The organism is Gordonia alkaliphila, from assembly GCF_023017165.1.
In the GTDB taxonomy this organism is placed as follows: Bacteria; Actinomycetota; Actinomycetes; order Mycobacteriales; family Mycobacteriaceae; genus Gordonia; species Gordonia alkaliphila.
Window position 1 is genome coordinate 180,269 of sequence record NZ_JALKBW010000002.1, and the last position, 24,557, is coordinate 204,825.

Below are 24,557 nucleotides of genomic sequence, written 5' to 3' on the forward strand. Positions count from 1 at the left end.
ACAGAGGGTATTGAGCGAAATTGGGAGAATCCCGATGGCAACGATAATTGTTTCAGAGATTGTTGAGTACGACAATGAAGGTACTCCGATTCTGGACAACGTTCCGCCCGACGGAATGAGCGAGCAAGAATACGAAGACCGGAAGGCCGCGGCCGTGGCGGCGGGCAACAGCTGGGTTGCCTTGCGTGGGGACGACATCCTCAAGATCGGCACCTGGTCGGCGGTGTCGTCCACGCCCGGATGCACGGTAGCCCTCATGGTCTAACGGCGTTCGCAGGCGGCACAATCGACGGCCGCCTGGATCTCCGCTCGCGGTGAGTCTCGATCCTGCCAGTGCTCTACGTGCCAGGAGGCGGTCAGTGTGCCGCAGGCGTGCCGCCAAGAACGCCGCCGCCAATGTAGTGGCCGACGCCGTGCTGCGTGCGGGCCACTGTTCGCGCAGCAGGATCCCCGAGTGTGCCTTTGAACCAGTACGTTTGCACGCCGCCGACATTCTTGACGACGACCCCGAAGTGGCCGGGAGGAGTCTGGACGTCGACAAAGGCCTCGCTTGCAGAAGTCGAGTGCTGGAGAAGTTCGCGGTAGGTGACCGCAGTCGAATCAGGCTCGTCAGCGACGGGAACGGGGTTGGACACAGTGGCGCTCCTTGAGAGTCAGTAGCTGATGAGTGCGGCTTCGTCGGCGTCGAGGTCATCGATGATGAGGACTCCGGGGCCCGAAAGCGAAGCAGTGACCTCAGCGAGCGTGGCTGCCTCGGGAAAAAGGTCCGCCTCGCCGACGTCGAACGCACCTGGCTGCGCCGAATGCTGAGCCAGCGCGAAGACATGGATCGAGATTTCGCCGCCGAGTGCGAGTGCAACCGGGACGATGGCCACGTTCTGGCCGCTGCCATTGAAGCCACTCTGCGCCCGCTGCAGCAACACTCCCAACTGCGTATCGCCGGTGACGGGCACCATCGGGCAGCTCGGGTCCCAGCCGGTGGCCGCAATGAAATCGTCGAGCCCCGCCACCGCACTTCGGCGCAGTCTATCGATCGTGATCCTTGCCGTGTGCGCGATGGTGGCGGTGTCGGGATGGCTCCGTGGATCCGCGGCCCGCGCCTCTTGCGCGGCGACGTCACTGCTGCGGATGAGGGCCGTGAATCGGGGGTCGGTCATCTCAGGGTTCTCGTTTCGGTTGGCTGTAGGTGGAGAGGAACAGCTGCTTCGGGATCGTGGCGAACAGGGTGGAGCTGGGACTAGCGGATCCAGCTCAGCACCTCGCTCAGCGAGGCGTCGCTGTAGGAATCGGCGACGGCCTGCTCCAAATTGCCGGCGTCGCCATCGGGGTTGTGGTCCAGCATGTGAAGCGTCGCGTTGACGAGGAGGTTCAATGCGTCGACGGTCCCCTCCTCGGCGAGGTCCGCAGCGGCGATGATCTGGTTGGCGGAGACGTTGATGGCATTCGAGACCTGGTCGCGGGTGAAGGTGCTGGACATGGAAATGCTCCGATCGATTTGGAGGGGAAACCGGACTGCTGTGCCCGGTGCCGCCGCAGGCGCGGGGTAAACGGGACTGTATCGAGAGTCGCCGACACCGTTGGCGTGCCAGCCCGGGGCTAGCGGAGCCAGCCCAGAACGTCGGTCAGCGTGGTGCCGTCTTCGTAGATATCGGCGACGACCTGCTCCAGTTCGACAGTGTCGCCAGCGGGGTTGTGGTCGAGCATGTGGAGCGTGGCGTTGAGGAGGAGGATCATCGCGTTGGCGGCCGCCTCCTCGCCGAGTCCGGCGGCGTTGATGATCTCGTCCATCGAGATGTTGAGGGCGGCCGAGATCTGGTCACGGGTGAAGTGGGGGTTGGGCATGGAACTGTCCTCCGATCGATTGGGGCGCCCGGACTGGTTGTGCCCGGTGCCGCCCGCAGGCGCAGGTGGGGGGCCGCGCGTGGGGTGAGCGGGACTGTATAGACAGTCGCCGACAGCGTTGACGTGCATCGCTGCACACACACTGCATGAAGTGGAAGCGGATCCGCGCTGCGGTATGGAGAAGGCCTGTCCGGGGCCTGTGGCAGCCTCCCTGGTGAACGAGCCAATCGAGAGGATTCCCATGCGAAGTGTTCATCAGAGGCTGGAAGTCGCCGTGACGCGGCAGCTCGGCCGGGAGGCGTAGACAGATGGCCACGAACGTGTGGGTCGCGTCCTTCTCGCCAGCGGGCACTGATGGTGGTGCTGGCGGTTTTATCTGGGCGCCGGATCGCCCGCGAGCGGAGGCGGTCTACGACAGCGACGTCCAGGATTCCGAGGCGGCCGGCGGGACGCATGTGGTGCGCCTGGTGCAGATCGCCGTCGAGTCCGATCCCGTCGCTGACCGCACCGGCGTGACCGATGAGATCGATCGTCGACTCGACGAGGTGGAGTCCACGTTGGCCGCGCACCGGCAGTACGTGCCAGCCGACGCACACTATGTGCCCGAGGGTGGAGTTCTCTGATGGCGGTCGGAGACCGGCTCACCGCCGACGAAGCGGCCGAGTACCTCGATCACCTCGGAGGCGCTGACGTCGTTCTCATCTGGGGTGCGGACTGGGACGGCAATCCGATGCCGCGAGCAATCCGGTCCACCACGGTGAGCGCACTCATCGGCAAGTTCGGGGAACGGTTCGACCTCCACGGGCCACAGGCAACGCTGTGCGGGGAGTGCGGCGAACTGCTCGTCAGCGGCCGGGGGGAGTCGCTCGTAACGATGCAACAGAACCATCTGTTTCGTGAACACAAGATCAGTGCCCCGCTGCTGCCCTGATCTGGCCGCAACTGGAGCATTCAAAACCCGAGGAATGGAGAACAACATGGCAACGATGTTCGAAGTGTGGGGATTCGGCAACGTCGTCGCAGCGGGGCCCGAGGACGACTACCTCGCCCGCATGCAGACGGGGCTGGCCGCCGGTGCAGCCGATCGCGGCATCGACGCGACCGAACCCAGCGACGCGCTCGACATGGCCCGCGACATCATTCTCACCGACTGGATCGGTGCCGACGACTGGAAGATCGTCGACGGCACGCTCTATGTCACCTACGGAGGTATCGGGATCAGCCTCGATGCGCTGATCGCCGAGCACGCCGACCCCTTCCTGGGCGGCCAATGAGATGAGCTCGGCGGAAGTGAACCTTCCCGATCCGGAGTCCGCGGCTGACATCGCCGAGTGCCCCTGGTGTGCGGGCGCGCTGTTCCCAAGCCCGGCACCCGGCCCGGTGGGGTGGCGGTGGTCCCACGACCCCGACCCCGGCGAGTATCGGGGGTGCCCCAACGCTGACTCCGACGCCGGCGAATGAACGCCACTCAGATCCGCCCGGCGGTCATGAAGCCACGGCCCAGAGAAGCTCTGCGCAGCGATACCAGGTGTGCGGGGCCGTGAACGACGGGGCCGCAGTGCGACCAGCAGGAAAAAACACCAGAAGGGGTGCGTAGCAGTGCCAGATACAGCGCGAGTTACCTACGAGACAGTCACGCCGGAGAATGTGGTGATCGACCCGGCCTTGTTCCTCGACGAGCATGCCCAACCGCTGTGGGACACCGAGGATCGCGAGGACATGATCCGCGCAGCGACCAGCATGAAGAACAAACAGGCGCCGATCGTGATCAACGCAGTCGACTACGACAGCAACGGATTCTGCGACGTATCCGTAGAGGTGCACCCGTGGGCGATCACGCTCATGAACGTGCCCGCGTTGCTCGACTATCTACTGGATCGAGCATCGACGCCGTGGTTGGGGCGCTGAGTCGGTGGCACCGCGGCGCCGGGGCGGGGTCGGCCGCCGCAATCCGCGCCACGCAGCAATCCGCGGTGTCGGGGGCCTGTGCCACTCTGCCCGCAGCCCCCTCGTGCCTGCGAGTTCCCGCAGGCGAGTAAGCGGCCCCAAGGTCCGAAGTCGGTTCTGGGGGGGGCGGGGTCTCAACCCAAGGCGCACTGCTCGTGCCGGCGCCATGACGACGAGGTGGAATGTATGGCAATCAGCTACGACAACGGGCCGCTCGGCAGGCGCGTCGTTGGTCCGATCAGACGAACGCTGGACGGCGGACTGACCCGCACGGACGAGTGGGTATCCGCGGACGGCTCGGACCGGGAGCCATCGGTACTCCACGTCGCTGCAGTCGATGACGTCAGCAATGAGAATCGGACACTCTCGCCAAATGAGTGCGGATGGTGCTGGTTGGGTGCTCCGCACAGTCAGGACGCACACGACCGAAAGGTGGCGGCCCGCTCCGCCGGAAAAGAATCGGGAAACTGATGAGCGACATCGGCCCCATCTGGATTCTGAAAGACAACTACTCTGACGCCCCTTCCGACATCCAGCTCTATGCAACGCAAGCGGCTGCATACCGTGCGCTCGCAGAACGAGCCCGCGATGGCGGACTCCCCGACGAACTGTGGGATCCCAAGATGAGCGACGAGGCGATCGCCGAAGAGTTCCTCAAATACTGGGATAACGAATGTGAGTTGGAGTCACGAGAAGTCATCACAGATCGCGCATAAACAGCCGCCGTCATCCTTGCTGTTCTATGCTTTGCAGAAAAGTGCGAGAAACAAAGGGTAACTCATCATGAAGATCACGATCCTGTTCACCGACGTGTACGACGGAAAAGAATTCACGCGCACCGAAACACATGACATGACGATCGCGCCGGACGTCAACGACCCGAATCATGAAGACGTTGAGGACTGGGCCGAAGATAACGTCTTTCCGCATACCGGACTCGGGAGAAGCGGTGAGGCAGGCTACTTCGCCAAGATTCTCTCCTGCGAAGAGCGCCCCTACCTCGTAGGACACGAATTCACGTGGGGCGTCTGACGGCAATATAGGCCCGCCCAAGAAAAGTAGCAGAAAAGGAATCCAAAATGGCACCGACTCAGCCCGGCACCCTCAAAGAGCTGGCAGATCAGATTGACCCGAAGGCCGCCCAGATGTTCGCCGCGCAGGTGCTCACGATTCTCGGCAGTGCTGAGAGTTGGGGAGGCGACGAGATGAGCCGCATCAACGATGCATTGATCGCATCCGATATCGGGCGCGGTCGCCCGCACTGGTACGAACAGAACGACGCAGAGCTCAACTACTGGCAGAGCCTCTAACGCCTGCCAAGAGAAAGGCGAGTAATGGCCATTTACGAAGACACTCCGGCGCAGAAACTGGCAGACCGCTATGGCGGTCAGTGGCGTGAACATCGGGACTGGCCGGTCGAATCCTGGCAGTACGAAGTCGCCAACGGTGACACGCGCCAGGGCTACTGGGAATGGGTGTTGAAGAACATCGAAGAAGCCCGGGAGTAGGCGATAGAGGTCTTATCCAACATCATCCGAACCGATTCGGAAGATGGAGCGGCGCCCGGACGATGTCTGCGCGCTATGGGACGATCAGGTCCACACCGACAACATAGATGGAGAGTGAGGGCATATGAGCCTCGATGACCACCACGGACTGGTGCAGATTCTCGACGCCATCGTCGACGCCGAAAGCGTCGGCGGTGAGCGCATGCAGTGGGTGACGCCCGACGACTACGGCAACGACAACCGGGGATACGCAGCCCGGATTCCGGGATTCGACGTGTTCCCCGGGCCCGACTCCGAGCCGAAGTACACCCACGTCGTCGAGCTGCAGCACGTGATCGGCGGAAGCCAGATCGTGTGGCTGAGTTCCGGCGGCACACGAGGGAAGGCGCCGGCGCCGAACGGAGACCCGTTCGGGCCGATCGACAGCCGGCCCGACGAAGTCAAAGAGCTCTGGAACGAGATCGAACACCGCCTGAGCTGATCGCTGGCCGACGACCAAAACTGAAACGGAAGCGCTATCGCCTGCCCGCGCCGGCAGCAAACGGGAATATCGCGCAGTGCCCCCTGGGGCGCAGGAAGTGAAGGAAGAGGACAAAATGATAGCGACAGCATGGGGTGAGGATCCCGACAACGTCGAAGCACGGATTGTGACCGACATGTACGGGAGCGTGACCGTTGGCGTCCACGAATTCCTGCGCGACCGGGCGGTCACTCCTGCGGAGTGGCAGGCATTGAGCAGCCACTTCGGATGGCGAGGGCACGGAAAGATCTGCGAGTGGGTGAGCCGACATTCCACCGACGCCGGCCGCTACGACGCCTACAACTCCGAACGGGCACTCGATCGGCTGCAGCGCAACGGATAGTGCGACCCCGCCCCGCAACGACTCGCCGGCCGCCAGAGGCCCCGGTGACGCTATAAGAAACAATCCCCCCGCACCTGCCCTGCACACGGGGCTGCCAGTAGGAGCACTAAACGATGAGTGAACAACCCCAGCTGTACTCCGCCGATATCGTCGTCGCCGCAACCGCGTACGTCAAGGCGCGCAGCGAAAGCGAAGCCCGGCAAATTCTTGTCGATGCCACGAAGGACTACACCGTCATCAACGCAGAAGGCGCCGATTGCGAGGAGATGCCGATCACCGGCATCCAATTCGACGACCCCGATCTGCCCGTCGTGTCCCTGTCTCCGATCATGACGGTCCAAGAGACGACGCTGAAAACGCCGGTCGAACTCTGCGACTAGCTAGTGTGCGCCGACCAGCCAACGAATAGCAGGTAGCGGGCCGTGCCGGCCCTTCCCGATAACCCGTAGGAGGAACGTGATGGCGAAGACTCAGAGCAGCGCGATGTGGCTGGTCTACGTGGACGAGGGAGGGGGCCACCACTATCAGCCGTGGGGAGATCTGACCGAAGCCGGCACACTGATCGACCCCGAGAACGGCGACGACATGGACCTCATCGGCTGGACCACCGAGCTGCCCGAGGCGCAGGAATGACGCAACGCATGTGCGGGAACGAAGAGACCCGAGATCACCCACTGATCGGGACGACACACACCGTCCGCAACGCCCCCGAAGCGGGACGCCAGCTCACCAACGACGACCATGGCGTGACACCCGGACTGTCCGTCGAGATCGTCGGAGTATTCCAGAACTGGAACCAGGTTGCCGGGCTGGACATGCTGTACGTGTGGGTGCCGGCGAACAAAGTGCACGTACACCTCCAGCCAGCAGAGCTGGGACTCCCACCGCTGAGCTAGTCGCCGCGCGAGCAGAGTCGCCGGTGCGACGGCACACACCAACATCAGGAGGAGTACATGGACGAGATTCAGACAGGTGACATGTGGCTTGTCTACGTGGACTCAGAAGGAGGCCACCACTACCAGCCCTGGACGGAGGTCGTCCAGTCAGGCAGCCTGGTCGATCCGACGACTGACCAGGACATGGAGATCGTGGGCTGGGCAATCGGGGCAACCGAGGATCCGCGCTGATCTTCACGCAGTCGCTGGCTGCGGAGAACAAAGACACGGACGCTCAATCGTGGCCGTCTGTACTCGGCGGAGTCACCGCCTATCGCGAGGATGGAGTCCCCATAATGCTCGACCAGAGCAAGATTGACATGACGAATGCCGAAGAGATCGTGCATGCGGTCGCTGAGGAGCTGTACGAGCAGGGCCTTATCTCCAGCGTAGAAACACTGCTGGCCCCATCAGCCAGGGCAGACTACTGCAAGGCCACGTATCTCGTTGCCGGCGATGCGATGGCGATCGTGGCTGAGGTCTACAGCGCTCCCGATCCGTCCACCAATGTGCCCGGCCCTGGATGGTCAGTGTCCGCCCACTTCGAATCCAGCCGGGCACCGCTGGAAGGTGCCGACTCCTGGGCGCAGGACGACCTGGCGGAGTTCGTGGAACAGGTCCGCGTCGCACTCGCATAAACAGGCGGAGCGTAACCGCAACGGCTACGTGCCACAGGTAGCCGACACCTGGCGGGTGCTGACCTTCAGGTCCGGCCGTCCCCCGGGGGACGGCCGAACGCCAGACTGGCCTCTCGTGGACGCCTGCGGTACGTGGGATGGGACCCGTAGCTGCGTCGAGTTGCCCTGGTCGTCGTCGCGCGGGTCCTGTTGCGTTCCCGCTGTCGGGGAGGTGTGTGATCCTTCGTGGGACCAGAGACTGGAAAGGGATAGACAATGAGCCGAGATCGATTTCGTGACGAATACGCAGACCTTCTCACCGCGCTGGACGAAGCTGGGGTGGATGCCTTCCTGACCGACGTGGGCGGGGGAGGCTTGGCCGTCGAGGTGACTGTCCCCGACACCGCAAACGCGGTCGGTCACTACGTGTGGATCAGCGACGGAGACGGCCCACTGAAGCCCCGCTCGGAACAGACCGGATGGTCCGTGGGTCGCTACGAGGACGGCGGAGAAGTGGTCAACAGGAACTTCGAGATCGACTCGGACGCGCTGGCGACGACCACCAGCGTGGAGGTGGCCGCAGCCGTGGCGATGGTCAAGGAAGCACTCAGCTGGTAGCGGGCCCCCGCGGCCCGGCCATCGCAGCAGCAAGTGTCCGCATGTGACGTGGGCCGGGCGAGCGGGGAGCGGCCACCTCACCGACAAGCGGCACCGTTCCGGTCAGAGAAGAAGAGTTGAGCAACATGGGCGAGTGGAAGACCGCGGAGTGGAAAGACCTCCTGGTGGACGGCACGGTGATGTGGTCCGGGCCGGTCCACGACGTGGACCGACCCGAGGGGGTGGCAGCCACAGAACGCGAGGCCCAACGCCTACGCAGCGAACCCGGATACTCCGAATCCGGGCCCTACACGGTGAGCGTGTCCGCGGACACCGTGCTGGCCGACGGGGGACGTCGCGCGAAGGACGAAGAAGTGCGGTCCGAGTAGGAAGTACCCCCCCGGACGGCACCATTGGCTAGCGGCCAACGGGCGAGACGACGAGAGGAAACGACGTGGTAGGCGAGAATCAGGACGAGCTGCAGATCACGGTCTACGCCGAGATCCTGCCGGGGAAAGTAGATCCGGCTTCGGTCGCGGCCTTCGCCAACAGCAACCGCGCAGCCACGTACGCGCAGCAGCTCGCTGCTGAGCAGACGTACTCGCGAGTGGCCCTTATCGATCACAACGGCACCGAGTGGGACATCAGCGAGTAGCAGGACCGTGCCCGGGCGCGCCGTCGAGCGATTGTCGGACATCGCGCACGGACTCACGCACTTCCCGGTGAACCCCGACCGGGGCAGATCCGCCGATACAGGAGAAGATGTGACGGACTATCGCGGCCGCCATGAGGCGCCAGACCAAGACAGTGGACAATGTTTCACCACACTCGGCACGTGCGATTCGGTCTATCCGCTGGACGTGCTTGAGCACCCCGACTGGTACGGGGCGCTACTGGGGGAGACCGCCGACCTGATTCGACAGGCGACCGGGATTCGCCGGCTGACGATCTACCGGGCAGTGCCCCCCGGCGTCGGCACCATCAACCCGGGGGACTGGGTCGCGATCAGTGAAGAATACGCGCGACGGCACAGCTACGGGCTGATGGACGGAACCATTGACGATGGCAGCACTGACGGTGTCATAATCTGCGCCGAAGTTGAATCTGCCACGCTCTGGGGGGAAGGCGTGCTCGAAGAATGGGGGTATCAGGGCCCGGCAATCGTCGGGACTCTGGTGGAAAAAGACTTCTGATGGCGACTCGGGGGAATCCGGTGCCAGCCCGTATGTCTAGGCGTTGCTCTCATTGCTGGTCGGGAAGTAGTTTCAGTGGGAAAGGGCGACAAACAGTGGAACGGGAGTGTCATGGATGACATTCAGGTCGTCGACACGGGAAACCGTAGCTGTTCGTACGTGTCGGTAAATCCAGGGGTCCTGGCTGGGTTGTCGGAAATAGTGGGGAAAAAGACGAAAGGAATGAAATAGATATGCAGGGAACAGTGAAGTGGTTCAATTCCGAGAAGGGTTTCGGATTCATCTCCCCGGAAAGTTCCGGCCGCGATGTCTTCGTTCACTACTCAGACATTGAGGGCGCGGGCTATAAGAGCCTGGAGGAAGGGCAGCGCGTGGAGTACGAAGTCAGTCAGGGCGCTCAGGGGCCGCAGGCAACCGGCGTGCGGGGGCTCTGATGGCGGGCCTGGAGCTGGCGACCAACGGCAGCGAATGGGTGGGCACCTTCGGACTCACTGTCGGGTTCGCCGTAGCAGACATCCTGAAAGACGGGCCTGTCTCCGGAGTAACCGTCGTGTCTGAGCAGCAGGGACAGCTGCAGGGGGAACTCACCGACCTCGTCGTCAACTCGCAGGGCAAACAGGTATTGATCCTCGGGGGCGTAGAGGTTGAGATCGAAGACAACCTGACTCGAATCACGTTTGACTAAGAGGTCCTGCTACCGGGGTCGGGCAGTCCTGCGATGATGTGAGGAACGCGAGAATGGGAGCAAGTATGACGGAAGGCTGGCTGACGCCGGATTCGGACCGTTGGCGCGAGGCCGTCCGATTCAAAGACTGGTGTTTCAATGTCGAGTACGACAGCGGAGCGCAGCGGTATTCCCTCGTGGTTCGGGGCGGGCTACGCAAATGCGACGACCTCTCCCGCGAGAAGAAGGCAATGGAAGTGACTCTCGCTTCCGCCCCGGGCGGGTCGGAGTGGCTTGCCTTCGAATATCGGTGTCCGCCGACACAGCTCAGGGTGCCATTCAGTTCTGAGTCGGCCGACCCGCTGGAGAACGCAGCGCAGAGCGCCGCGGCGTTCTTGACCTTGCGCGGCTGGATTCCCTTCGGTCGAGAGTCGGACTCTTGTTGCTAGAGCAGTCCATGCCGCCAGTGGGCAATGACTCGGGCTAGGATTGGGGCCCGGGAATGCGACCAGCCGGGGCCCGCTGCCGCGCGGCGGTGCGTGGCATACCTTCTGGTGAACCATCACCGCTCTAATGGTGCCGGGTGCAACTAAGTCGGGATCCTGTCGGCACGAGAACCCGTGAGTCGCTGGGGGCGCTACGATGTCGGGGCTGTTCGACTCGGCGTTGAAGCGACGCCGAGGAGCGTGGTTGCCAGGCCGGGTTGTCGGGGACGTTCTGCCATGTGAACACGCGGTCAGTGATCGAGCGTAAACAGAATCGCTCGGGCAGATTCAGCAGTAGGTAAGGTGCGGCCGCAGGTGGCGTGGCACCGCGCGCGAAAGGCGACAGTGGCGGTGGAGAAGGAAGAGTCAGTGCGACAGGCGTCGGCGCCGCAGGATCGGCGCCCCGGATTGGCGGCACTGGGGACAGTGCTACTGGGCCTGGCAGGAATTTTCGGTGTGGTTGCACCTATCGGAATGTTCATGGACCGGAAGGACCTCAACGCCGAAGGGCACAGCGTAGCGCTCGCCATCCTGGGGGTGGTGCTGTTTGCAGTCGTGTTGGCAGTCGCGGGGGCGTTGCTGCGGGGGCGGTACGGAAACCCCCAGCGTCCCCCTAGCTACCGCGGCTGGGCGGTATTCGCTGGGGTGGTGGTCGTGCTGGCGATCTTCCAGGTGGTTGGAGGCGGCCAGCGGTCGGCGGAATCGCAGATGGCAACTACCCCAGGCTCGTCTGCAACGCCGGCGCCGGAACCTACGTCGCAGCCTTCCGCCGAGAAATCCCCGTCGGTTCCGTCGACAACCGAGCACCGCGAGTCTCCGCCTGCGACGACGTCGAAGCGTCGTGGAGCCAGTCCAACGAATTTGGAATCGGGAAGCCGGATGTGCAAGCTCGGCTCTGCCCCCAGCGACACCCTCTACCTGTACCTCGTCAGCAAGGTTGATCTGGACTTTTCTGCCTGTGACAATGCGCCGACTGTGTACCAGGACGGCTACTCCATTTTCGACGCGTACCCCGATGTTGACCGCCGCTGCATCATCGATCCGGGGCCGTTGTTGGGCCGTGCGATCGGAGCTGTGTACTCAGCGCCAGCTGCGAGTAAGTCGGCATACGAGTTCTGTGAGCTCATGGGCGGCTACGACTTCAACTAGCTGGACGAGCAGGTAGTTTTGTAGGGGTCCTACGCGCAGCCCGCCGGAGGGCCGCCCGGGTTGCCTATTCCAGTGCGAACTGGGGCGCCGTCGCCTAGCGCGCGGCAACACAGGTCCCATGTCCGGTCAGGGTCTGCACCGAGTTATGCACGGGCAGAATAGAGGCGTCGGCGAGCCTTGATATATTCCGGCCCACGGCGAGATCACGAATCGGCGAGAGAGGGGAATGTGATGTTCCGTTCAGCAACGTTCTGGCGAGTGCAATGCGACACCTGCATTTCGGAGCCGGCTGTCGACTTCGAACTGGACCAGAACGACGCCGTGGAGACCGCTGGCAACCTCGGATGGTGGCACGGCGAGAGGTCAGAGAAGGACCTCTGCCCAGAATGCTGGGATGACGCAGGTCGTCCAGACGAGTGAACAGCGATCTATCGAACACCGCCGACCAGAATGGCGGCAGGCCCTGGTGAACAGAAGACGACACGACGACGAGGACACTCGAAATGGGTAGCAACGCATACGCAGACAAGATTGCCGAAATGGCACAAGAAGAGCTTCCATCGAGTTTCGCGCTGGAAGCTCACAACATACTGCCCGGCGAAGTGTTCTGGCGGCATACCGAAGGCGGAACGGGATCGGTCGCGCTACGCCGTATCCGGAACGCAGAGGTCGACAACCGAACGTCGCCGACTCCGGAAGACGTGCGACAGCTCGTCGAGCTCATCGGCAAAGACGTGTCCGACCAAACCTGCGACCCGCGCTATACCGAGGAAGCGCGCGAAATGGCGCGATCGGCACGGGCCGACATCGCCGAGCAGCCTCGCGCGGACGGGCAATCGCTGTCGTAGTTGCCGGGTGTACCGCACGCGAACCGGCTGTCGGGGGGCTATGAAACAGTCCATTGCACGGCACGCTACGGCCCACGGAGGATGAATGAGAATGGCCTCGAAACTGATTGACGAAGCACTCAGCGCACTTACTGTGGCCGGGTACTGGGCAGAACGTAGCAAGGGCGCGGGGCCGCGGGGGGAAGCCGACGCCCACAGCGCGCTGGTGCTCTGCAGAGAACGCGGAGAATCGGCCAACGCCAGCCGCGAGCAGATGGAAGCGGCCGAGCAACACGGCGCGAAGCTCTGGGCCGCCGGACAGCGGCCGAAGGGTGCCTGTGGTTCCCTGGCCGCGTTCCTCGATGAGCTGCAGTGATTGCGTGGTCCGATCGGCAACCGGCGGTGCGGGCGTTCCGCAGCGAGCGGGGGGCCTGCGGCGACTCCCATCAACACGTCGATTTGGTCCGATGTTCCCACTCTTCGAGATCGTAAGGAAGGCGGCCAGCAATGACCGTTCGTACCGATGTCAGCGGCATTCCCCTCACGGAGGGGATGATCGCGCAACTGATTCTGGACCCGGGCGTCGGAACTCGGCGTGAAAGGGCCGTCGGGGTCATTACCCATCTGGACGAAAACTCTTCTGAGTACGTGTGGTTCTCCCCCCAGTACTGGTGGAACATCTACGGCGACGTCGACTGGACATCCTCTCAGGAGCCGGTGCGGACACACACCTCGCTGCTGTTCCAGATCGCTGAAGTCGTCGACACCGATGCGGCAGAGGTGATCGCCGGGAATGTCGTCGACTGTCCGCCCCCCGCTCGGATTGAGGAGCTGCGCGAGATCGACTCGGTCGCGGCCAGCATGTGGGATGACCGTACGCGTACGGCTGGAGGGGGTCAGCGATGAGCGTCACGGACCCATTCTGGGAGAGCGTCCGACAATGCGGGACGGCGGTGAGAGCCGCGGGGACAGTCGATTCGGCGATCTCAGCGTTCAACAATCACTTCCCGCTGTCGGACTCGGGGTCCGGGCGAGTTTGCCGCCCGCCGGCGACCGCTGAAATTGCCGTCGACAGCGACGCTGACGCGTTCTTCGCCGGCAGCGGCGGCGACGACACCGTGTGGGAGATGTTGGAGGACGCTGGATGGAAGATCATCTGGAGTGAAGCCGACTACTTCTTCGTCGCACAATCCCCCGAGGGGGACTGCCTCACCTACATCGAGGGTGATATCTACCGGGGTGATCGCCGCAGCTGACCTGTGTGTGGCACAACTACACGCTCTACATCCTGTCAGCCCGACCGTTTACGCAAATCAACCGCTCTCTCCGAATATCGGAGGGGGCGGTTTTCTGCATCACCCACCCCCGCTTACCCACCGGGAACTGGCGACGCCGGGCCAGCACATCAAGCGCGGCCCGCACATCGGGACCCACCGCAGGCTTTTGCGAAGGGTGGCACCGCAGGCGACATCATCCGGGTCGCGACCAACACCCTGTCCCTGTCGCGGAAATCCCAGTCGGGCATGGGGTCGCCGCACAGGGCGGTGTCGGCGGCCAGGGTGGTCATGTCCCGCGACACCCACCACAGGGCGCCGAACTCGAGTCCGCGTCTTCGGCTTCCCACAAGCGGGCGACCAGCCCGGCTTGCGGCTGTTCGGCCGGGTCGAGTGCGTGGACTCTCTGGGCGTTTGCTCTCAGGCCCGCGACCATGTGGCCGCGGACCTGGGGGATCATTGGGGCCCGGATCATCGGGTGCGCAGCGGCGCGGACTGCTCGCAAACCCAGTCTCCGGCATTGTCGGTGCCGGTGACGGTGAGGCCATGCGCTTCGAGGGCGGCGATGTAGGGCTGCTCGTCTTCGGACGAGGCGACCTCGATGACGAACGCCCAGCTGCCCGGATCGGTGGAGTCATCGACGATGGCGGACGGGTCGTTCTCGGGGTCGGCGATGTCGGCGCCGAAGACGTAGAGGCGGTCGTGGTGGCCGGCTTCGTCGATGACGTTGTGGGCGGTGATGAGGTTCGACATTCTTGAAAGCTCCTTCGGCGGAGTAGTGGTCGGGGGCTGTTTCCCTGACCTGACAACTACATTCTTGCTGCCGTCTTTAGGAAGCGCGAGTGCTCCAGCACCTTCATCCGATCAGCCGACGTCCAACCGCCATGACTCACAGCGCGCACACCACCATCGCCCTCGACGACCGCAACATCACCAGCCCCGGCGGCACCGCAATCACCGAGGCAGGCGGATGGGTCGAACTCGCCCTCTCCGCCGACCTCCGGGCAATCTTGGACCCACCGTTTACCCACCGCAAATGAACATAATCAGCACCACCACGAACAGCCGCTACCCACACGACCGAATACGACGGCCCGATGGGGTCAAGGGCTTCACCACGGTGCGTGTGACGATCAGCCCCTGACCTCCGCGGACATTGACGCGGCCCGCAACGGGATCGCGCTCATCGCTCAGTGCTGGGCTGCCCGCCGATCGAGCAGGTAGCCATACCTCCCGCCGGAACCAACTACGTCCATCAGTCGTCGATCAGTTCCAGCCCAGGGCCTGTCCGGGACGCGCACTAGGGTGCCCCAGCATGAAGGTCAAACTGAGTCACCGCGACATCGCCGTCACCGACTTCTCGGACTATCCAGTGGCCAGCGATGGAACCTACCAGCTGAATCCAGGCGACGTGGATTGCCCGTTCCTTTCCGTGGACACCGAGTTCGAAGGCGGGTCATACGTCGACCTCGCGGTCATACCACAGCCGAATGGAACCGTTCGCATTGTCGTCACCGGGGATCCGGACGTTAAATTCGAAGTCCTGGACGACCGGTGACCAACACCGTGCGGGGGGCTCGCCGGGATAAGTCCGGGGGAGCTCGCGCGACGTCTGAGAAATCAGCGCGTACGAAGGAAGGTGTGTGAATGCAATTCGTACTGAACCCAGACGACTGGGAGCCGGGGGCTCCGGTACTCGAAGCTCTGGGCCAGGAATCAGGATACCCGGTGGTCACCCACGCGCAGCTGGCGAGCTTCGTCGAGGAAAACCGAGCCAACGACCCGAATGGCAACTGGGCCGAGGTCCATGTCCCGACGGAAGGCCCCCACGCCGGCGAGCTCTGCATGACGAAGGCAGATAGTGCCGACCCAGATGAATGGTCCTACTTCCAGCCCGCAGGAGCTCTGTGGAGCACTTCCGGAACGAAGGCGTGGGTGCTCGCGGGGTGGGCCATGAGGCCCCTTCAACCGTGACCGCAAAGTGCACAAGAGGGGGGAAAATATTTCGGCATTGCTGCCGCAGAAAGGGGGGGGCTCTCCGCTGGAATGGCCCGGGGCCCTGATCCCCGCCAACCGGGTACGAGACTTTGCTGCGCGATGCCAGCCCCGCAGATGGCCACAATTTGTCGCATGGGCGCGACCAGTTCGCGACGCGTGCGCACAATATCCCCGCCGACAGATTTCGAGGGGGCCCGAACAGCCGGTTCGAGCTCCACGCTAAAGGAGAAAGGGCGAGCACAGAAATGAACGACCAGACACAGTCCGCGCCGGACCCGCGAAGCGCCGAAGACGCGCCGAACAGCACCTGCGAACGACACGGTGGAGCGTGGGGCGAAGACGAAACCTGCGAGAGGTGCACGTACGAAGATGGGCGCCCACGTCCGCCGGCCGATCCCGGGCCGATGTCGGGGAAGTGACGTCGGGCGAGTACTGGCCACAGACGATGCCACCGCCCGCGGCAATAGCCTGGGTGGCGATCGCCGATCGGGGTATGCGGGCCGGGGGTGCGCGCACCAGACGTAATGCCTCGGGCGGCGGTGTCGGTAGCTCTCGATACTGTGCGCAGACCGACACAGAGACGCTGTGACGGGGAGACGAGGAGCAGGAGACCATGCCCTATCCGAACGATACCCATCCCGAGTTCAGCTTCGCCACGGCGTACGAACACGATTCCGATTCGCCGTACGACTACATCGGGAATCTTGATACTGCCAAGACGATGGCGAACGACGGCTACCGCGTGGTGATCCACGAAGGCGACGGAAATCGGACGAAGGAAGAGCTGCAGAAGGCGATCGACGACGAGCTTGCCCGCGCGGTCGACTGCTTCGGTGAGGATCACCGCAAGTAGTCCGGACGCTGGGCCCCTGACACGACGTTCGGGTTCGCGAGGCCATCTGGGCCGCCGCCGACCTGGACGCCTTCAGCCAAGACTCGCATGATGAGTTCACGCAGGAGACCAAGGCCGCGTTCTGCTACGCGTGCGGCACGCAGGAGGACTACGATAACAAGACGCCCGATTGGACTCCCGAGTTCGACACTTCAGCGTATGGGGGATCGCGGCCATGCTGGGTCGTGCAGGCCGGTCAGGCGCTCGGCGGTGATGAGCCGGAGATTCCTGTGGAGCAGGCGTCATGGCAGTACGAAGCCGATGGCGGTGTCAAATCGTGGAAGCAACGTTGTCTTTGAGTAGGCGTTCGAAGGCTTCCCTCGGGGTGTAGAAGCCCAGGCATTGGCGTGGCCGCTCATTGAGCTCGCGGGCGATCGCTTCCAGGTAGAGCTGGTCGGACGGGATCTCGGTGCCCTTGGGCAGGTACTCGCGGATCAGGCCGTTGGTGTTCTCGTTGGTAGGTCGTTCCCATGGTGAGCGGGGATGAGCGAAGTAGATCGGCAGGTCGGCGGCGACGGTGACGCTGGCATGCTCAGCCATCTCAGTGCCTTGATCCCACGTCAGCCCTTTCCGCATGAACTGCGGTAGTCCCCGCAGGTGATCGATCAGCACATCGGCAACACCCGACGCTTTCTTCCCGTCTGGCAGACCCAGGATCAGCGTGTACCGGCTCGTGCGTTCCACCAGTGTTACCGCCGCGGACTGGCCGGCCTTCCCGACGATCAGATCCCCCTCCCACCAGCCCGGCACCCGCCGATCAGATGCTGTCTCGGGGCGGTCATCGATACTGACCATGCCCACGATCCGCGCTGATCGCTCACCGGCCGACTTCCTCGGTGTGCGCACGGTGCGTTTGGACTGCAGCAGGATGCCCTGAGCAGCCAACTCTCCCTTCGGGAGAGCGTAGATCCACCGATAGATCGATTCGTGTGAAATGCGGCGTCCGTGGGCGTTCGGTGATCCCGTCATGGGGTCCACTGTGGAGTCTTCGGACTCGAGTTTCAATCGGCCAGCGATCTGTCTGGGTGTCCGCGATGCGGGCAGGTCGGATCGTACTCGTTCGGCGAGTACCGAGTCGGTGTCGATCGTTCTGGTCTGTGGGCGGGCTCGTCGTGCCTTCGCTTGCTTGTCGGCGTGTATGACGCGATAGGTGCCGGCTTTGGTGGCGTTGCGTTTGATCTCTCGCGACACGATCGACTTGTCCCGGCCGATCTGCTCGGCGATCGCGGTGACCGTCATCCCCGCCCGTCTGCCGACGGCGATCTCCGTTCGATCCGCCACCGTCAGCATCATCCGTCCAAGCCCCACCCGGGTCTCCCGTCGTGCTACCTGCAACCCCTGGTGGCCTGCAGTGTTGCTACGACGCTATGACACCGCCCCCGCCTTTGGACATGATCTCACCCACGACCTGGTTGCGGATCTTGTTCCTCGGTGTGCCCGGCGTATTCGTTGGTTCGACAACACGATGACTGGCGGCATTGATGCCTACCCATTGAGCATCGCGTTCGACCGCCAGCTCGCGCGCGTCCGTCGCATGCACGCGCATCAGGACCGGCGATCCACTCACCACGCCGTCGAGCGCCCAGCCGACCACCATGACCAAGGTCCCCTCGTTGATCATGTGCCTTGACGTGTAGAAGCGCGCGGTGAGCGGGTCCTTCGAGAGGACATACCAGGTCTTCGCTTCGATCTCGAACAGCACGTTCTCTGGATCGGCCCGCTCGACCAGTTGGATGTCTGGGAAACCGATCGTGAAGGGGTGAGTCCCCTGGAGTGGTGGGGTTTGGTGGCTCGCTGAGGGCGGTGGACACGCCGGAGAGCTTGGTGTCGCCGTTGGGGTGGGCCATCGCGTGATGATCAGTGAGTTACCTCACAAGTGACTCAACTGAAAGGCAATCACGCGATGACCCACGACCATTCTGCCCTGCTCGAGCAACTGACTGAACTCGGCACACTCCGATCCGACGAACTCGGTCTTGCCGGAGTGCTCCCGGAGATCCTGCGGGCCGGCTTGCAGGCCCTGATCGAGGCCGAGGCGACAGCGGCGATCGGCGCCGGCCGTTACGAGCGCTCGGCGGACCGAACGACGGTCCGAAACGGGCATCGACCCAAGACGATCTCGACGCCGGCCGGTGATGTGCGGGTGAAGATTCCCAAGCTGCGGGCTGGGTCGTTCTTCCCGGTCCTGCTGGAACGACGCCGCCGGATCGACAAGGCCCTCTACGCGGTGATCATGGAGGCCTACGTGCAGGGTATCTCGACCCGCAGTGTCGACGATCTGGTGCGGGCCATGGGCGTGGACTCCGGGGTCTCCAAGAGTGAGGTATCCCGGATCTGTGCAGGTCTCGACGCTGAGATCGCCGAGTTCCGGGAGCGTTCACTGACCCACACCGAGTTCCCGTATGTGTTCTGCGACGCCACGTTCTGCAAGGTCCGTGTCGGCGCGCACGTGGTCTCCCAGGCGCTGATAGTGGCTACCGGCGTGTCGATCACCGGCACCCGCGAGGTCCTGGGTACCGCTGTCGGGCAGAGCGAATCGTACGAGTTCTGGCGCGAGTTCCTGGCAAGCTTGAAGGCCCGTGGGCTGCACGGGGTGCATCTGGTCATCTCTGACGCCCATGCAGGATTGAAAACCGCTGTGGCACAACAGTTTACGGGTGCCACGTGGCAACGGTGCCGCGTCCATTTCATGAGGAACCTGCACGGAGCGGTCGCGGCGAAACAGCAGCCCGTCGTTACCGCCGGAGTGCGGACTATCTTCGCTCACACCGAAGCGAAAGATGTTGCCGCGCAATGGGATCAAGTCGCCAACACCTTCGACGGGCCGTTCCCCAAGGCGGCAGCGATGATGCGGGACGCGAAAACCGACGTGCTGGCATTCTCAGCGTTCCCGAAGCCGCACTGGCAGAAAATCTGGTCGAACAACCCGATCGAGCGACTGAACAAGGAAATCAAACGACGCGCCGACGTCGTGGAGATCTTCCCGAACCCCGCCGCGTTCCTCCGACTCGCGACCGCCGTCGTGATCGACGCACACGACGAATGGCAAGTCACCCGCAGATACATGTCCGAGGTCTCCATGGACGAGCTACGCGAGGTCCTCGCCGAGAAGGACAAGGCCGCCGCACTCCTGGACGCGCAAGCCCAAATCGCATAGCGTTCACAACGACTCGTTGATCAGAACGCGTGACTCTACGCCCGATCCGAAGTCCACCACCCCAAGGGGCACTATCTCGTGAAGCGCCGGAACTCGAAGGCGCCCAGCGTCCCGCCCTCGTCCCACGTAGTCGACCGGACACTGTTCAACATCTCCGGAATCCGATCCTCGACGATGCCACTGATCAATGACGCAGCCTTCGAGAGGTCCTTCAAATCTCCAGGCAGCGGGAGGGTGAGATCAGCAATCACACTCCCTTCGATGGCCAGCACGCCCTCCCGCACGGCATCCGCCGAAACTACGGGCTTCGGTGCGCCAGCCCCAGTTGTTGGTGAGCCCGTCCCACCCAAGTCGTTCTCACTGGCAGAGTCATCGGCTCCCGCAGGATCGTGATTCTCGTCATCGCCCGCCGGTTTGCTCAGATCAATCGTCCACAGGCAAAACATACTGCGCCGCCAGCACGTCCTGGCCCGACTCGCCTGAACAGCGCCACACGACACAGAACGCCGTAGTCAATCTGGCTACGACGTCCTGCATTACAAGAGCCTCTAAGAGAGCTGCTCGCGGTGTAGTCCAGCTCCAGCTCGTTGTCATCGAGATCGAGCGGACCGCCCGCGGACTCCGCCGCCCTCGATCAGGCGCTATTCGTCGCCATCGGCGTGAAGTGCGAGCTTGGATACCCATAGCTCCAACAGCTCGCCGAGTTCCTCGGACTCCAGGCCCTGCTCACGCCGATAATCAGCCAACTTCTTGGCGATCCGGTCGTGCAGCTCGCCGGCCTGAGCGCCCTCGGCGTACGACTCGAAGAACCCAACCCAGTGGCGAGCCTGAATACCGGCGACCTGGACCTCCAGCATGGTCGAGATGTAGTCGTCCATCAGCCCCCGAGAACGCGCTGAGCGCCCGAAGTTGCCGCCGCTGTCGCGCGCGGCCTTGTCTGAGATCTTGGTCTTCGGCCCTGGATATGGGTGCGGTTCATTGGGAGGGCGGACGTCGTAGTAGTCCTCGCTCCGCGCAGTGCTGGCCGCCTCGTCCTTCTCACGCCGCATCGTCGTCCAGTAGTAGGTTCGCATGTCCGAGGCGAAACGCGCCGATTCGACGAATGGCGCGTAGACGATCGGAGCGCCAGCGAGCACGTTGTCCAAGCGCCACGGAACCACGACTAGCAGGTCATGGACGTCGCAGGCCAGTCGGTTCGGCGTGTATCGGAACGAAGGCTTGCCTTCACGGCTGAGCAGGTACCAACCCTTGAGCTCGATCCCGAGCATGCACTCCTGTCCCGCGGCCACTCGTGAAGGGCTTTCCGTCACCAGTCGCACGTCAGGGAAAGTCTGCGCTGACCGACGGAACTCGTACTCGGCCCACTCCTCGTCCGGGTCCCAAACGGCTCGTAGTTTGTTCAGCGACTCGACCACCTGGATCTCGATGCTGCCACCGAGCATCGAGTTCAACGAGAACAGGTCACCTGCCTCCAATCCCTCAATGTACGTCCGCGTCGCGAAGTGCACTGGCAAGGCCGCCAGCGCATCCTTGACGCGTTCGACCAGATCCGCCCGAGGACCCGCGGGAAGTGCCTCTCGAACCGGCGTGGGAATCGGACCTCGGATCACCCCGTTATCCAGCATCGGCGCCGTACACCGAAGTCACAAATCCTCCTGAGTTTTGAGCACCTCGATCTCGGCCTCAGTGGCCAGGTTCGCCGCCGCGTCCTCCAAGCGCCCCTGGGCGATCTCGGCAAAGTGCGGGTCGCGCTCGGCAGCGAACGCCCTCCGGCCCAACGCCACGGCCGCGACAGAGCCCGTGGCCAGACCGCCGAACGGCTCCCACACCACGTCATCGGGCCGCGTCGTGGCGTGCACCAGCCGCTCCATGAACTCCAGCGGCTTCTGGTTCAGGTGCGTGGTGCTGGCCCTGGTCGGCTTGTAGACACGCGGTGCCGATCGACGCATCGAGCCCTTCAGACGCTCTCCGTCGTGCAGCGGAGGACGGCTCCAGACGTTGGTCAGCCCGTGGGTGTGCGTCCACGGGTAGCGCATCGCGTCCCACTGGGCCGCAGTCACCGATGCCTCGCCGTCGAGCGAGAAGTACGGCCGTCCCGACTCCAGTCCGTGCTTGTTGCAGTAGGCGGCCATCTTCGCCACCGCAGCGCCCGGTGGCCAGTACCAAAGCCAATCGCGGGTCAGGTACTTGCGGGTGGCCGCGTTGGCCACCCCACAGGCCTCGTTCGACAGGTACATCGGCAGGCCGGAGCGCTGCCACTCGTGCCGCAGCCAGTCCTGCGCACCAAGCGGCCCCTCGTCAGTCTGCACGTCGAAGCGGCGCTGATAGAGCACGCACACCTCGGTCACGATCGGGAACTGGCGGATCGTCTTGCCGTTGACGTTTCCGGCGATGTGCGACAGGCCCTTGTCCCAGACGATCGTCTGGACGTAGTCCCACCCTTGTGCTGTCAGCTCCGCGTGCACAGTCGCCCAACCGACCTCGGTTCCCCAGAACCACAGCGCCGTGCCTGGCTGGGACGCCGCCGTCCACGCGTCGATGTGCGGCCTGTACCACTCCACGAGCCCCTCGGCGTCAGTCGTGTCGCCGTGGAATCCGCGAACCCCGTAGGCTCCATCGGAGATGATCGTGTCCGGCGCCGGCCAGCTCGCGTACGCCTCTGTCACGTCGCCCTTGTGGAGCGTGAACGGGTGGTCCTTGACCACGGTCAGCGCTGGGCGGTCGACCTCTTCGCGCGCCTTGGCCGTTCGTGCAGCCCTACCCATCGCTCTTCGCATCCGTTCGCTCGCCCTTCATGGGGCTGAGTCTATGGGGCGGGTGTGACGAACAGACGCATTTAGTCATCGAGGCAGCGCATGACGTTGCGCACCCTCGTCCGCAGCGCGATCCACAGAAGGCTCCACAGCCTCGGAGGTAAGTGTCGCACCTCGCGGCTACTCTTCATCCCGTGAAGCCGTGGGACTTCTGGACCGAATGGACGGTGCCGGCCGTCGACCCGTTGGAGCGTGGCACCGTCGAGAAGGTGCTCGATACCGACAAGCTCGATGCGATCGTCGCCGGGCCGCTGCCGGACTACCCCGACGTCGAGACTGCCGTCGCGCTGGCCAGGTTCGTCCACGAGCAGTACGAGTCGTACGGCACCAACTGCGAGGATCTCGTCACCGACGATGAATCGCTCACCATCCTCCGCACACTGAAGGCTCTCCTCAATCGCCTAGGAATCACAACGTTCGACCCGCCCTTCCGCGACTTCAAAAGCTTCCGCAGCTACTGGATCCGCAACGACTGCTCCGGGAGCTGGCAGGCCCGCCGGGACGTCCTCGACGAGATCTTCGAGCCCCTGCACAGGGTCCTAGATGAGCGCGAGGCCGGCTCCATCTCCTCGACCCTCGCCACCGCGATCTCGCCGCGCAAGGTCACGGGCTGGCCGCGTGTCGACGAGGAGATCTCTGAGTTGCGCCGGCACTTCGAGTCCGCCTCGACCCAGCAGGACTACTCCAACGTTGGCAACGACTGCGTCTCGACCTTGGAGGCGCTGTCGGAGGCCGCGTACGACCACGCCAAGCATGGCAGTCCGGGTGAGGACGAGCCGCCGGTCGCCAAGACGAAGGACCGCCTCGACCGGGTAGTCGAGGTCGGCCTCGTCGGCCCCGAGAACGCCCACCTGCGCAAGCTCGCCCGTGCGGCAATCGAGCTGGCTCAGGCCGTCAAGCACCGCCGCGAGACCGCCACCAGGGCCGAGGCTGGAATCGCCGCCGACGCGGTGATTCTGCTGGCGAACATGATTCGCAGACTCGGCTCCTGAACCGCCTCGACGGCCAAGCTCACCGCGTCGACGATCAGTGCCGTCGCTCTGTGCCGAGATGAGTCACTTCGCCATTCTGGCGTGCGAAACGATGGCCGCCAATCGTGAACTCGAACACCACGTCAGACATCGATTTGGTGATGATCTGCCGGGCATTGCTCCCTGGTTGTACCGTCATCGTCGCCAGCATCTCGTCGAGCGTCCCGCCGATCCATTTGAAACCCCACACTCGGCCGGGCGCGACGAGCTTGTCTTCCCGAAACGTCTGGCCGCGTATTTGAAACACCCTCACGTCATGGACAGGCTCGCCGATTTCATTTCCGAACTCGAAGAGCACCTTCACGATCTTGCCGTTGTTGACCACCGGCTCCGAGCGGAGCACGCACATCATCGCCTTGGCCCGGGCGTCCCGGAGTTCAGCGCACCTGCGTTCCTCGACCTGACTCCTTGCCAATTGCTCCTGCGATCTGGCGATCGACAGCATTGTCTGCTCGATCTGCCGACGGTCCTGTTCGTGCTCCTGTGCCGCCGCGGCCTGAGCCCGCTCCATCTGCCGACGGTCCTCATCGCGCTGCTCTGCGGCCTTCCCCTGGGACCAGGTGAGCCACAGTGCGACCACCGCAATGACTACGCCGCCAACCCATGAACCGATCGCTCCGAACAACTCCGTGTCGAAGCCGCACTTCTCCCCGCAGGTCGACCACGTGCCGAGCTTCCATCCGCACACCCCCCCGGCCGCCAGCGCGGTGCCGAGGCACACTATTGGGTGGGCCCGAATCCTGTCTTGCAAGTTCCAGATCACTG

42 protein-coding genes are annotated in these 24,557 nt (G+C 63.6%); 32 read left to right on the forward strand and 10 right to left on the reverse strand.

From position 1 onward, the window contains the following. Window positions 1–34 precede the first annotated feature (34 nt). On the forward strand, window positions 35–265 hold the full coding sequence (locus tag MUG78_RS17760) for a hypothetical protein (RefSeq protein WP_246997604.1): 231 nt from the start codon (window positions 35–37) through the stop codon (window positions 263–265). Between the two features lie 91 nt (window positions 266–356). On the opposite strand, the gene MUG78_RS17765 is transcribed toward MUG78_RS17760, so the two are convergent. The 4 genes from MUG78_RS17765 to MUG78_RS17780 all read right to left on the reverse strand — a co-directional run bounded on the left by MUG78_RS17765 (window position 357) and on the right by MUG78_RS17780 (window position 1,842). Further along, window positions 357–635 carry a hypothetical protein gene (locus MUG78_RS17765; RefSeq protein WP_246997606.1) on the reverse strand — a complete coding sequence of 93 codons (279 nt, stop codon included), beginning with the start codon at window positions 633–635 and terminating at the stop codon, window positions 357–359. A gap of 18 nt (window positions 636–653) precedes the next feature. Further along, window positions 654–1,157 (reverse strand): hypothetical protein, encoded by a 504-nt coding sequence (locus MUG78_RS17770; protein ID WP_246997608.1) that lies wholly within the window; start codon window positions 1,155–1,157, stop codon window positions 654–656. 80 nt (window positions 1,158–1,237) lie between these two features. Further along, entirely contained in the window at window positions 1,238–1,477 is a 240-nt protein-coding gene (locus MUG78_RS17775; RefSeq protein ID WP_246997610.1) for a hypothetical protein, read from the reverse strand. 119 nt (window positions 1,478–1,596) lie between these two features. Further along, entirely contained in the window at window positions 1,597–1,842 is a 246-nt protein-coding gene (locus MUG78_RS17780; RefSeq protein ID WP_246997612.1) for a hypothetical protein, read from the reverse strand. Window positions 1,843–2,150: 308 nt separating this feature from the next. On the opposite strand from MUG78_RS17780, the gene MUG78_RS17785 reads away from it, so the two are divergent. From MUG78_RS17785 to MUG78_RS17910, 26 genes are all read left to right on the forward strand, one after another. Beyond that, window positions 2,151–2,465 (forward strand): hypothetical protein, encoded by a 315-nt coding sequence (locus MUG78_RS17785; protein ID WP_246997614.1) that lies wholly within the window; start codon window positions 2,151–2,153, stop codon window positions 2,463–2,465. Continuing rightward, complete coding sequence (locus MUG78_RS17790) at window positions 2,465–2,773, forward strand: hypothetical protein (protein ID WP_246997616.1); 309 nt, start codon at window positions 2,465–2,467, stop codon at window positions 2,771–2,773. Before MUG78_RS17785 ends, MUG78_RS17790 begins: the two co-directional genes overlap by 1 nt. Window positions 2,774–2,819: 46 nt before the next feature. After that, a complete protein-coding gene (locus MUG78_RS17795; RefSeq protein ID WP_246997618.1) occupies window positions 2,820–3,116 on the forward strand; it encodes a hypothetical protein in 297 nt (98 codons plus the stop codon). Window positions 3,117–3,441: 325 nt separating this feature from the next. Beyond that, window positions 3,442–3,750, forward strand: a complete 309-nt coding sequence (locus tag MUG78_RS17800) for a hypothetical protein (RefSeq protein WP_246997620.1) — start codon at window positions 3,442–3,444, stop codon at window positions 3,748–3,750. A 509-nt stretch (window positions 3,751–4,259) separates the two neighbouring features. Then, window positions 4,260–4,505 (forward strand): hypothetical protein, encoded by a 246-nt coding sequence (locus tag MUG78_RS17805; RefSeq protein ID WP_246997621.1) that lies wholly within the window; start codon window positions 4,260–4,262, stop codon window positions 4,503–4,505. Between the two features lie 67 nt (window positions 4,506–4,572). Beyond that, the gene (locus tag MUG78_RS17810) at window positions 4,573–4,821 is read left to right on the forward strand and encodes a hypothetical protein (protein WP_246997624.1); all 249 of its coding nucleotides are present in this window, start codon (window positions 4,573–4,575) and stop codon (window positions 4,819–4,821) included. Window positions 4,822–4,868: 47 nt separating this feature from the next. Further along, window positions 4,869–5,099, forward strand: a complete 231-nt coding sequence (locus tag MUG78_RS17815) for a hypothetical protein (protein WP_246997626.1) — start codon at window positions 4,869–4,871, stop codon at window positions 5,097–5,099. A gap of 24 nt (window positions 5,100–5,123) precedes the next feature. Then, window positions 5,124–5,297 carry a hypothetical protein gene (locus tag MUG78_RS17820; RefSeq protein ID WP_246997627.1) on the forward strand — a complete coding sequence of 58 codons (174 nt, stop codon included), beginning with the start codon at window positions 5,124–5,126 and terminating at the stop codon, window positions 5,295–5,297. A gap of 124 nt (window positions 5,298–5,421) precedes the next feature. After that, window positions 5,422–5,778: a hypothetical protein gene (locus tag MUG78_RS17825; RefSeq protein WP_246997629.1), complete on the forward strand. Its 357-nt coding sequence runs from the start codon at window positions 5,422–5,424 to the stop codon at window positions 5,776–5,778. 115 nt (window positions 5,779–5,893) lie between these two features. Then, the gene (locus MUG78_RS17830; RefSeq protein ID WP_246997631.1) at window positions 5,894–6,160 is read left to right on the forward strand and encodes a hypothetical protein; all 267 of its coding nucleotides are present in this window, start codon (window positions 5,894–5,896) and stop codon (window positions 6,158–6,160) included. A 113-nt stretch (window positions 6,161–6,273) separates the two neighbouring features. After that, complete coding sequence (locus tag MUG78_RS17835; RefSeq protein ID WP_246997633.1) at window positions 6,274–6,540, forward strand: hypothetical protein; 267 nt, start codon at window positions 6,274–6,276, stop codon at window positions 6,538–6,540. A 79-nt stretch (window positions 6,541–6,619) separates the two neighbouring features. Then, complete coding sequence (locus MUG78_RS17840) at window positions 6,620–6,793, forward strand: hypothetical protein (protein ID WP_246997635.1); 174 nt, start codon at window positions 6,620–6,622, stop codon at window positions 6,791–6,793. Further along, window positions 6,790–7,056, forward strand: a complete 267-nt coding sequence (locus MUG78_RS17845; RefSeq protein WP_246997636.1) for a hypothetical protein — start codon at window positions 6,790–6,792, stop codon at window positions 7,054–7,056. The genes MUG78_RS17840 and MUG78_RS17845 overlap by 4 nt, the downstream gene beginning before the upstream one ends. A 57-nt stretch (window positions 7,057–7,113) precedes the next feature. Beyond that, on the forward strand, window positions 7,114–7,287 hold the full coding sequence (locus MUG78_RS17850; protein WP_246997638.1) for a hypothetical protein: 174 nt from the start codon (window positions 7,114–7,116) through the stop codon (window positions 7,285–7,287). A gap of 104 nt (window positions 7,288–7,391) precedes the next feature. Next, the gene (locus MUG78_RS17855; RefSeq protein ID WP_246997640.1) at window positions 7,392–7,733 is read left to right on the forward strand and encodes a hypothetical protein; all 342 of its coding nucleotides are present in this window, start codon (window positions 7,392–7,394) and stop codon (window positions 7,731–7,733) included. 255 nt (window positions 7,734–7,988) lie between these two features. Then, a complete protein-coding gene (locus MUG78_RS17860; protein WP_246997642.1) occupies window positions 7,989–8,330 on the forward strand; it encodes a hypothetical protein in 342 nt (113 codons plus the stop codon). Window positions 8,331–8,455: 125 nt separating this feature from the next. After that, the gene (locus tag MUG78_RS17865) at window positions 8,456–8,698 is read left to right on the forward strand and encodes a hypothetical protein (protein ID WP_246997644.1); all 243 of its coding nucleotides are present in this window, start codon (window positions 8,456–8,458) and stop codon (window positions 8,696–8,698) included. Between the two features lie 65 nt (window positions 8,699–8,763). Beyond that, window positions 8,764–8,964: a hypothetical protein gene (locus MUG78_RS17870; protein WP_246997645.1), complete on the forward strand. Its 201-nt coding sequence runs from the start codon at window positions 8,764–8,766 to the stop codon at window positions 8,962–8,964. 7 nt (window positions 8,965–8,971) lie between these two features. Further along, window positions 8,972–9,502, forward strand: a complete 531-nt coding sequence (locus MUG78_RS17875; RefSeq protein ID WP_246997647.1) for a hypothetical protein — start codon at window positions 8,972–8,974, stop codon at window positions 9,500–9,502. A gap of 233 nt (window positions 9,503–9,735) precedes the next feature. Continuing rightward, window positions 9,736–9,936, forward strand: a complete 201-nt coding sequence (locus MUG78_RS17880; RefSeq protein WP_246997649.1) for a cold-shock protein — start codon at window positions 9,736–9,738, stop codon at window positions 9,934–9,936. Further along, window positions 9,936–10,187: a hypothetical protein gene (locus tag MUG78_RS17885; RefSeq protein ID WP_246997651.1), complete on the forward strand. Its 252-nt coding sequence runs from the start codon at window positions 9,936–9,938 to the stop codon at window positions 10,185–10,187. Before MUG78_RS17880 ends, MUG78_RS17885 begins: the two co-directional genes overlap by 1 nt. Window positions 10,188–10,996: 809 nt before the next feature. Continuing rightward, window positions 10,997–11,800: a hypothetical protein gene (locus MUG78_RS17890; protein WP_246997653.1), complete on the forward strand. Its 804-nt coding sequence runs from the start codon at window positions 10,997–10,999 to the stop codon at window positions 11,798–11,800. A gap of 503 nt (window positions 11,801–12,303) precedes the next feature. Then, window positions 12,304–12,648, forward strand: coding sequence for a hypothetical protein (locus tag MUG78_RS17895; RefSeq protein WP_246997655.1), 345 nt, complete (start codon window positions 12,304–12,306; stop codon window positions 12,646–12,648). Between the two features lie 91 nt (window positions 12,649–12,739). Next, a complete protein-coding gene (locus MUG78_RS17900) occupies window positions 12,740–13,003 on the forward strand; it encodes a hypothetical protein (protein ID WP_246997657.1) in 264 nt (87 codons plus the stop codon). 131 nt (window positions 13,004–13,134) lie between these two features. Further along, window positions 13,135–13,533: a hypothetical protein gene (locus MUG78_RS17905; protein WP_246997660.1), complete on the forward strand. Its 399-nt coding sequence runs from the start codon at window positions 13,135–13,137 to the stop codon at window positions 13,531–13,533. Then, the gene (locus MUG78_RS17910) at window positions 13,530–13,883 is read left to right on the forward strand and encodes a hypothetical protein (RefSeq protein ID WP_246997661.1); all 354 of its coding nucleotides are present in this window, start codon (window positions 13,530–13,532) and stop codon (window positions 13,881–13,883) included. Before MUG78_RS17905 ends, MUG78_RS17910 begins: the two co-directional genes overlap by 4 nt. A gap of 489 nt (window positions 13,884–14,372) precedes the next feature. Here the strand turns inward: MUG78_RS17910 and MUG78_RS17915 are convergent, their stop codons facing one another. Continuing rightward, window positions 14,373–14,654 carry a hypothetical protein gene (locus tag MUG78_RS17915; protein WP_246997663.1) on the reverse strand — a complete coding sequence of 94 codons (282 nt, stop codon included), beginning with the start codon at window positions 14,652–14,654 and terminating at the stop codon, window positions 14,373–14,375. Between the two features lie 131 nt (window positions 14,655–14,785). On the opposite strand from MUG78_RS17915, the gene MUG78_RS17920 reads away from it, so the two are divergent. The 3 genes from MUG78_RS17920 to MUG78_RS17930 all read left to right on the forward strand — a co-directional run bounded on the left by MUG78_RS17920 (window position 14,786) and on the right by MUG78_RS17930 (window position 16,752). After that, window positions 14,786–14,941 (forward strand): hypothetical protein, encoded by a 156-nt coding sequence (locus MUG78_RS17920; RefSeq protein WP_246997665.1) that lies wholly within the window; start codon window positions 14,786–14,788, stop codon window positions 14,939–14,941. A gap of 275 nt (window positions 14,942–15,216) precedes the next feature. Further along, a complete protein-coding gene (locus tag MUG78_RS17925; RefSeq protein WP_246997667.1) occupies window positions 15,217–15,459 on the forward strand; it encodes a hypothetical protein in 243 nt (80 codons plus the stop codon). Window positions 15,460–16,512: 1,053 nt separating this feature from the next. Further along, the gene (locus MUG78_RS17930; protein ID WP_246997669.1) at window positions 16,513–16,752 is read left to right on the forward strand and encodes a hypothetical protein; all 240 of its coding nucleotides are present in this window, start codon (window positions 16,513–16,515) and stop codon (window positions 16,750–16,752) included. Window positions 16,753–17,061: 309 nt separating this feature from the next. Here the strand turns inward: MUG78_RS17930 and MUG78_RS17935 are convergent, their stop codons facing one another. Then, entirely contained in the window at window positions 17,062–18,081 is a 1,020-nt protein-coding gene (locus tag MUG78_RS17935) for an IS30 family transposase (RefSeq protein WP_246997703.1), read from the reverse strand. 67 nt (window positions 18,082–18,148) lie between these two features. Then, window positions 18,149–18,493, reverse strand: coding sequence for a hypothetical protein (locus MUG78_RS17940; protein ID WP_246997671.1), 345 nt, complete (start codon window positions 18,491–18,493; stop codon window positions 18,149–18,151). 201 nt (window positions 18,494–18,694) lie between these two features. On the opposite strand from MUG78_RS17940, the gene MUG78_RS17945 reads away from it, so the two are divergent. Then, window positions 18,695–19,948, forward strand: coding sequence for an IS256 family transposase (locus tag MUG78_RS17945; RefSeq protein ID WP_246997701.1), 1,254 nt, complete (start codon window positions 18,695–18,697; stop codon window positions 19,946–19,948). A gap of 641 nt (window positions 19,949–20,589) precedes the next feature. Here MUG78_RS17945 and MUG78_RS17950 read toward each other — a convergent pair. Together MUG78_RS17950 and MUG78_RS17955 are read right to left on the reverse strand one after the other, a co-directional pair. After that, entirely contained in the window at window positions 20,590–21,573 is a 984-nt protein-coding gene (locus tag MUG78_RS17950) for a hypothetical protein (protein ID WP_246997673.1), read from the reverse strand. A gap of 18 nt (window positions 21,574–21,591) precedes the next feature. Next, the gene (locus tag MUG78_RS17955; protein WP_246997675.1) at window positions 21,592–22,713 is read right to left on the reverse strand and encodes a DNA methyltransferase; all 1,122 of its coding nucleotides are present in this window, start codon (window positions 22,711–22,713) and stop codon (window positions 21,592–21,594) included. Between the two features lie 182 nt (window positions 22,714–22,895). Here MUG78_RS17955 and MUG78_RS17960 point away from each other — a divergent pair, with 182 nt between their 5' ends. Beyond that, complete coding sequence (locus MUG78_RS17960) at window positions 22,896–23,753, forward strand: hypothetical protein (RefSeq protein ID WP_246997677.1); 858 nt, start codon at window positions 22,896–22,898, stop codon at window positions 23,751–23,753. Between the two features lie 34 nt (window positions 23,754–23,787). On the opposite strand, the gene MUG78_RS17965 is transcribed toward MUG78_RS17960, so the two are convergent. After that, entirely contained in the window at window positions 23,788–24,555 is a 768-nt protein-coding gene (locus MUG78_RS17965; RefSeq protein ID WP_246997679.1) for a hypothetical protein, read from the reverse strand. Window positions 24,556–24,557 lie beyond the last annotated feature (2 nt).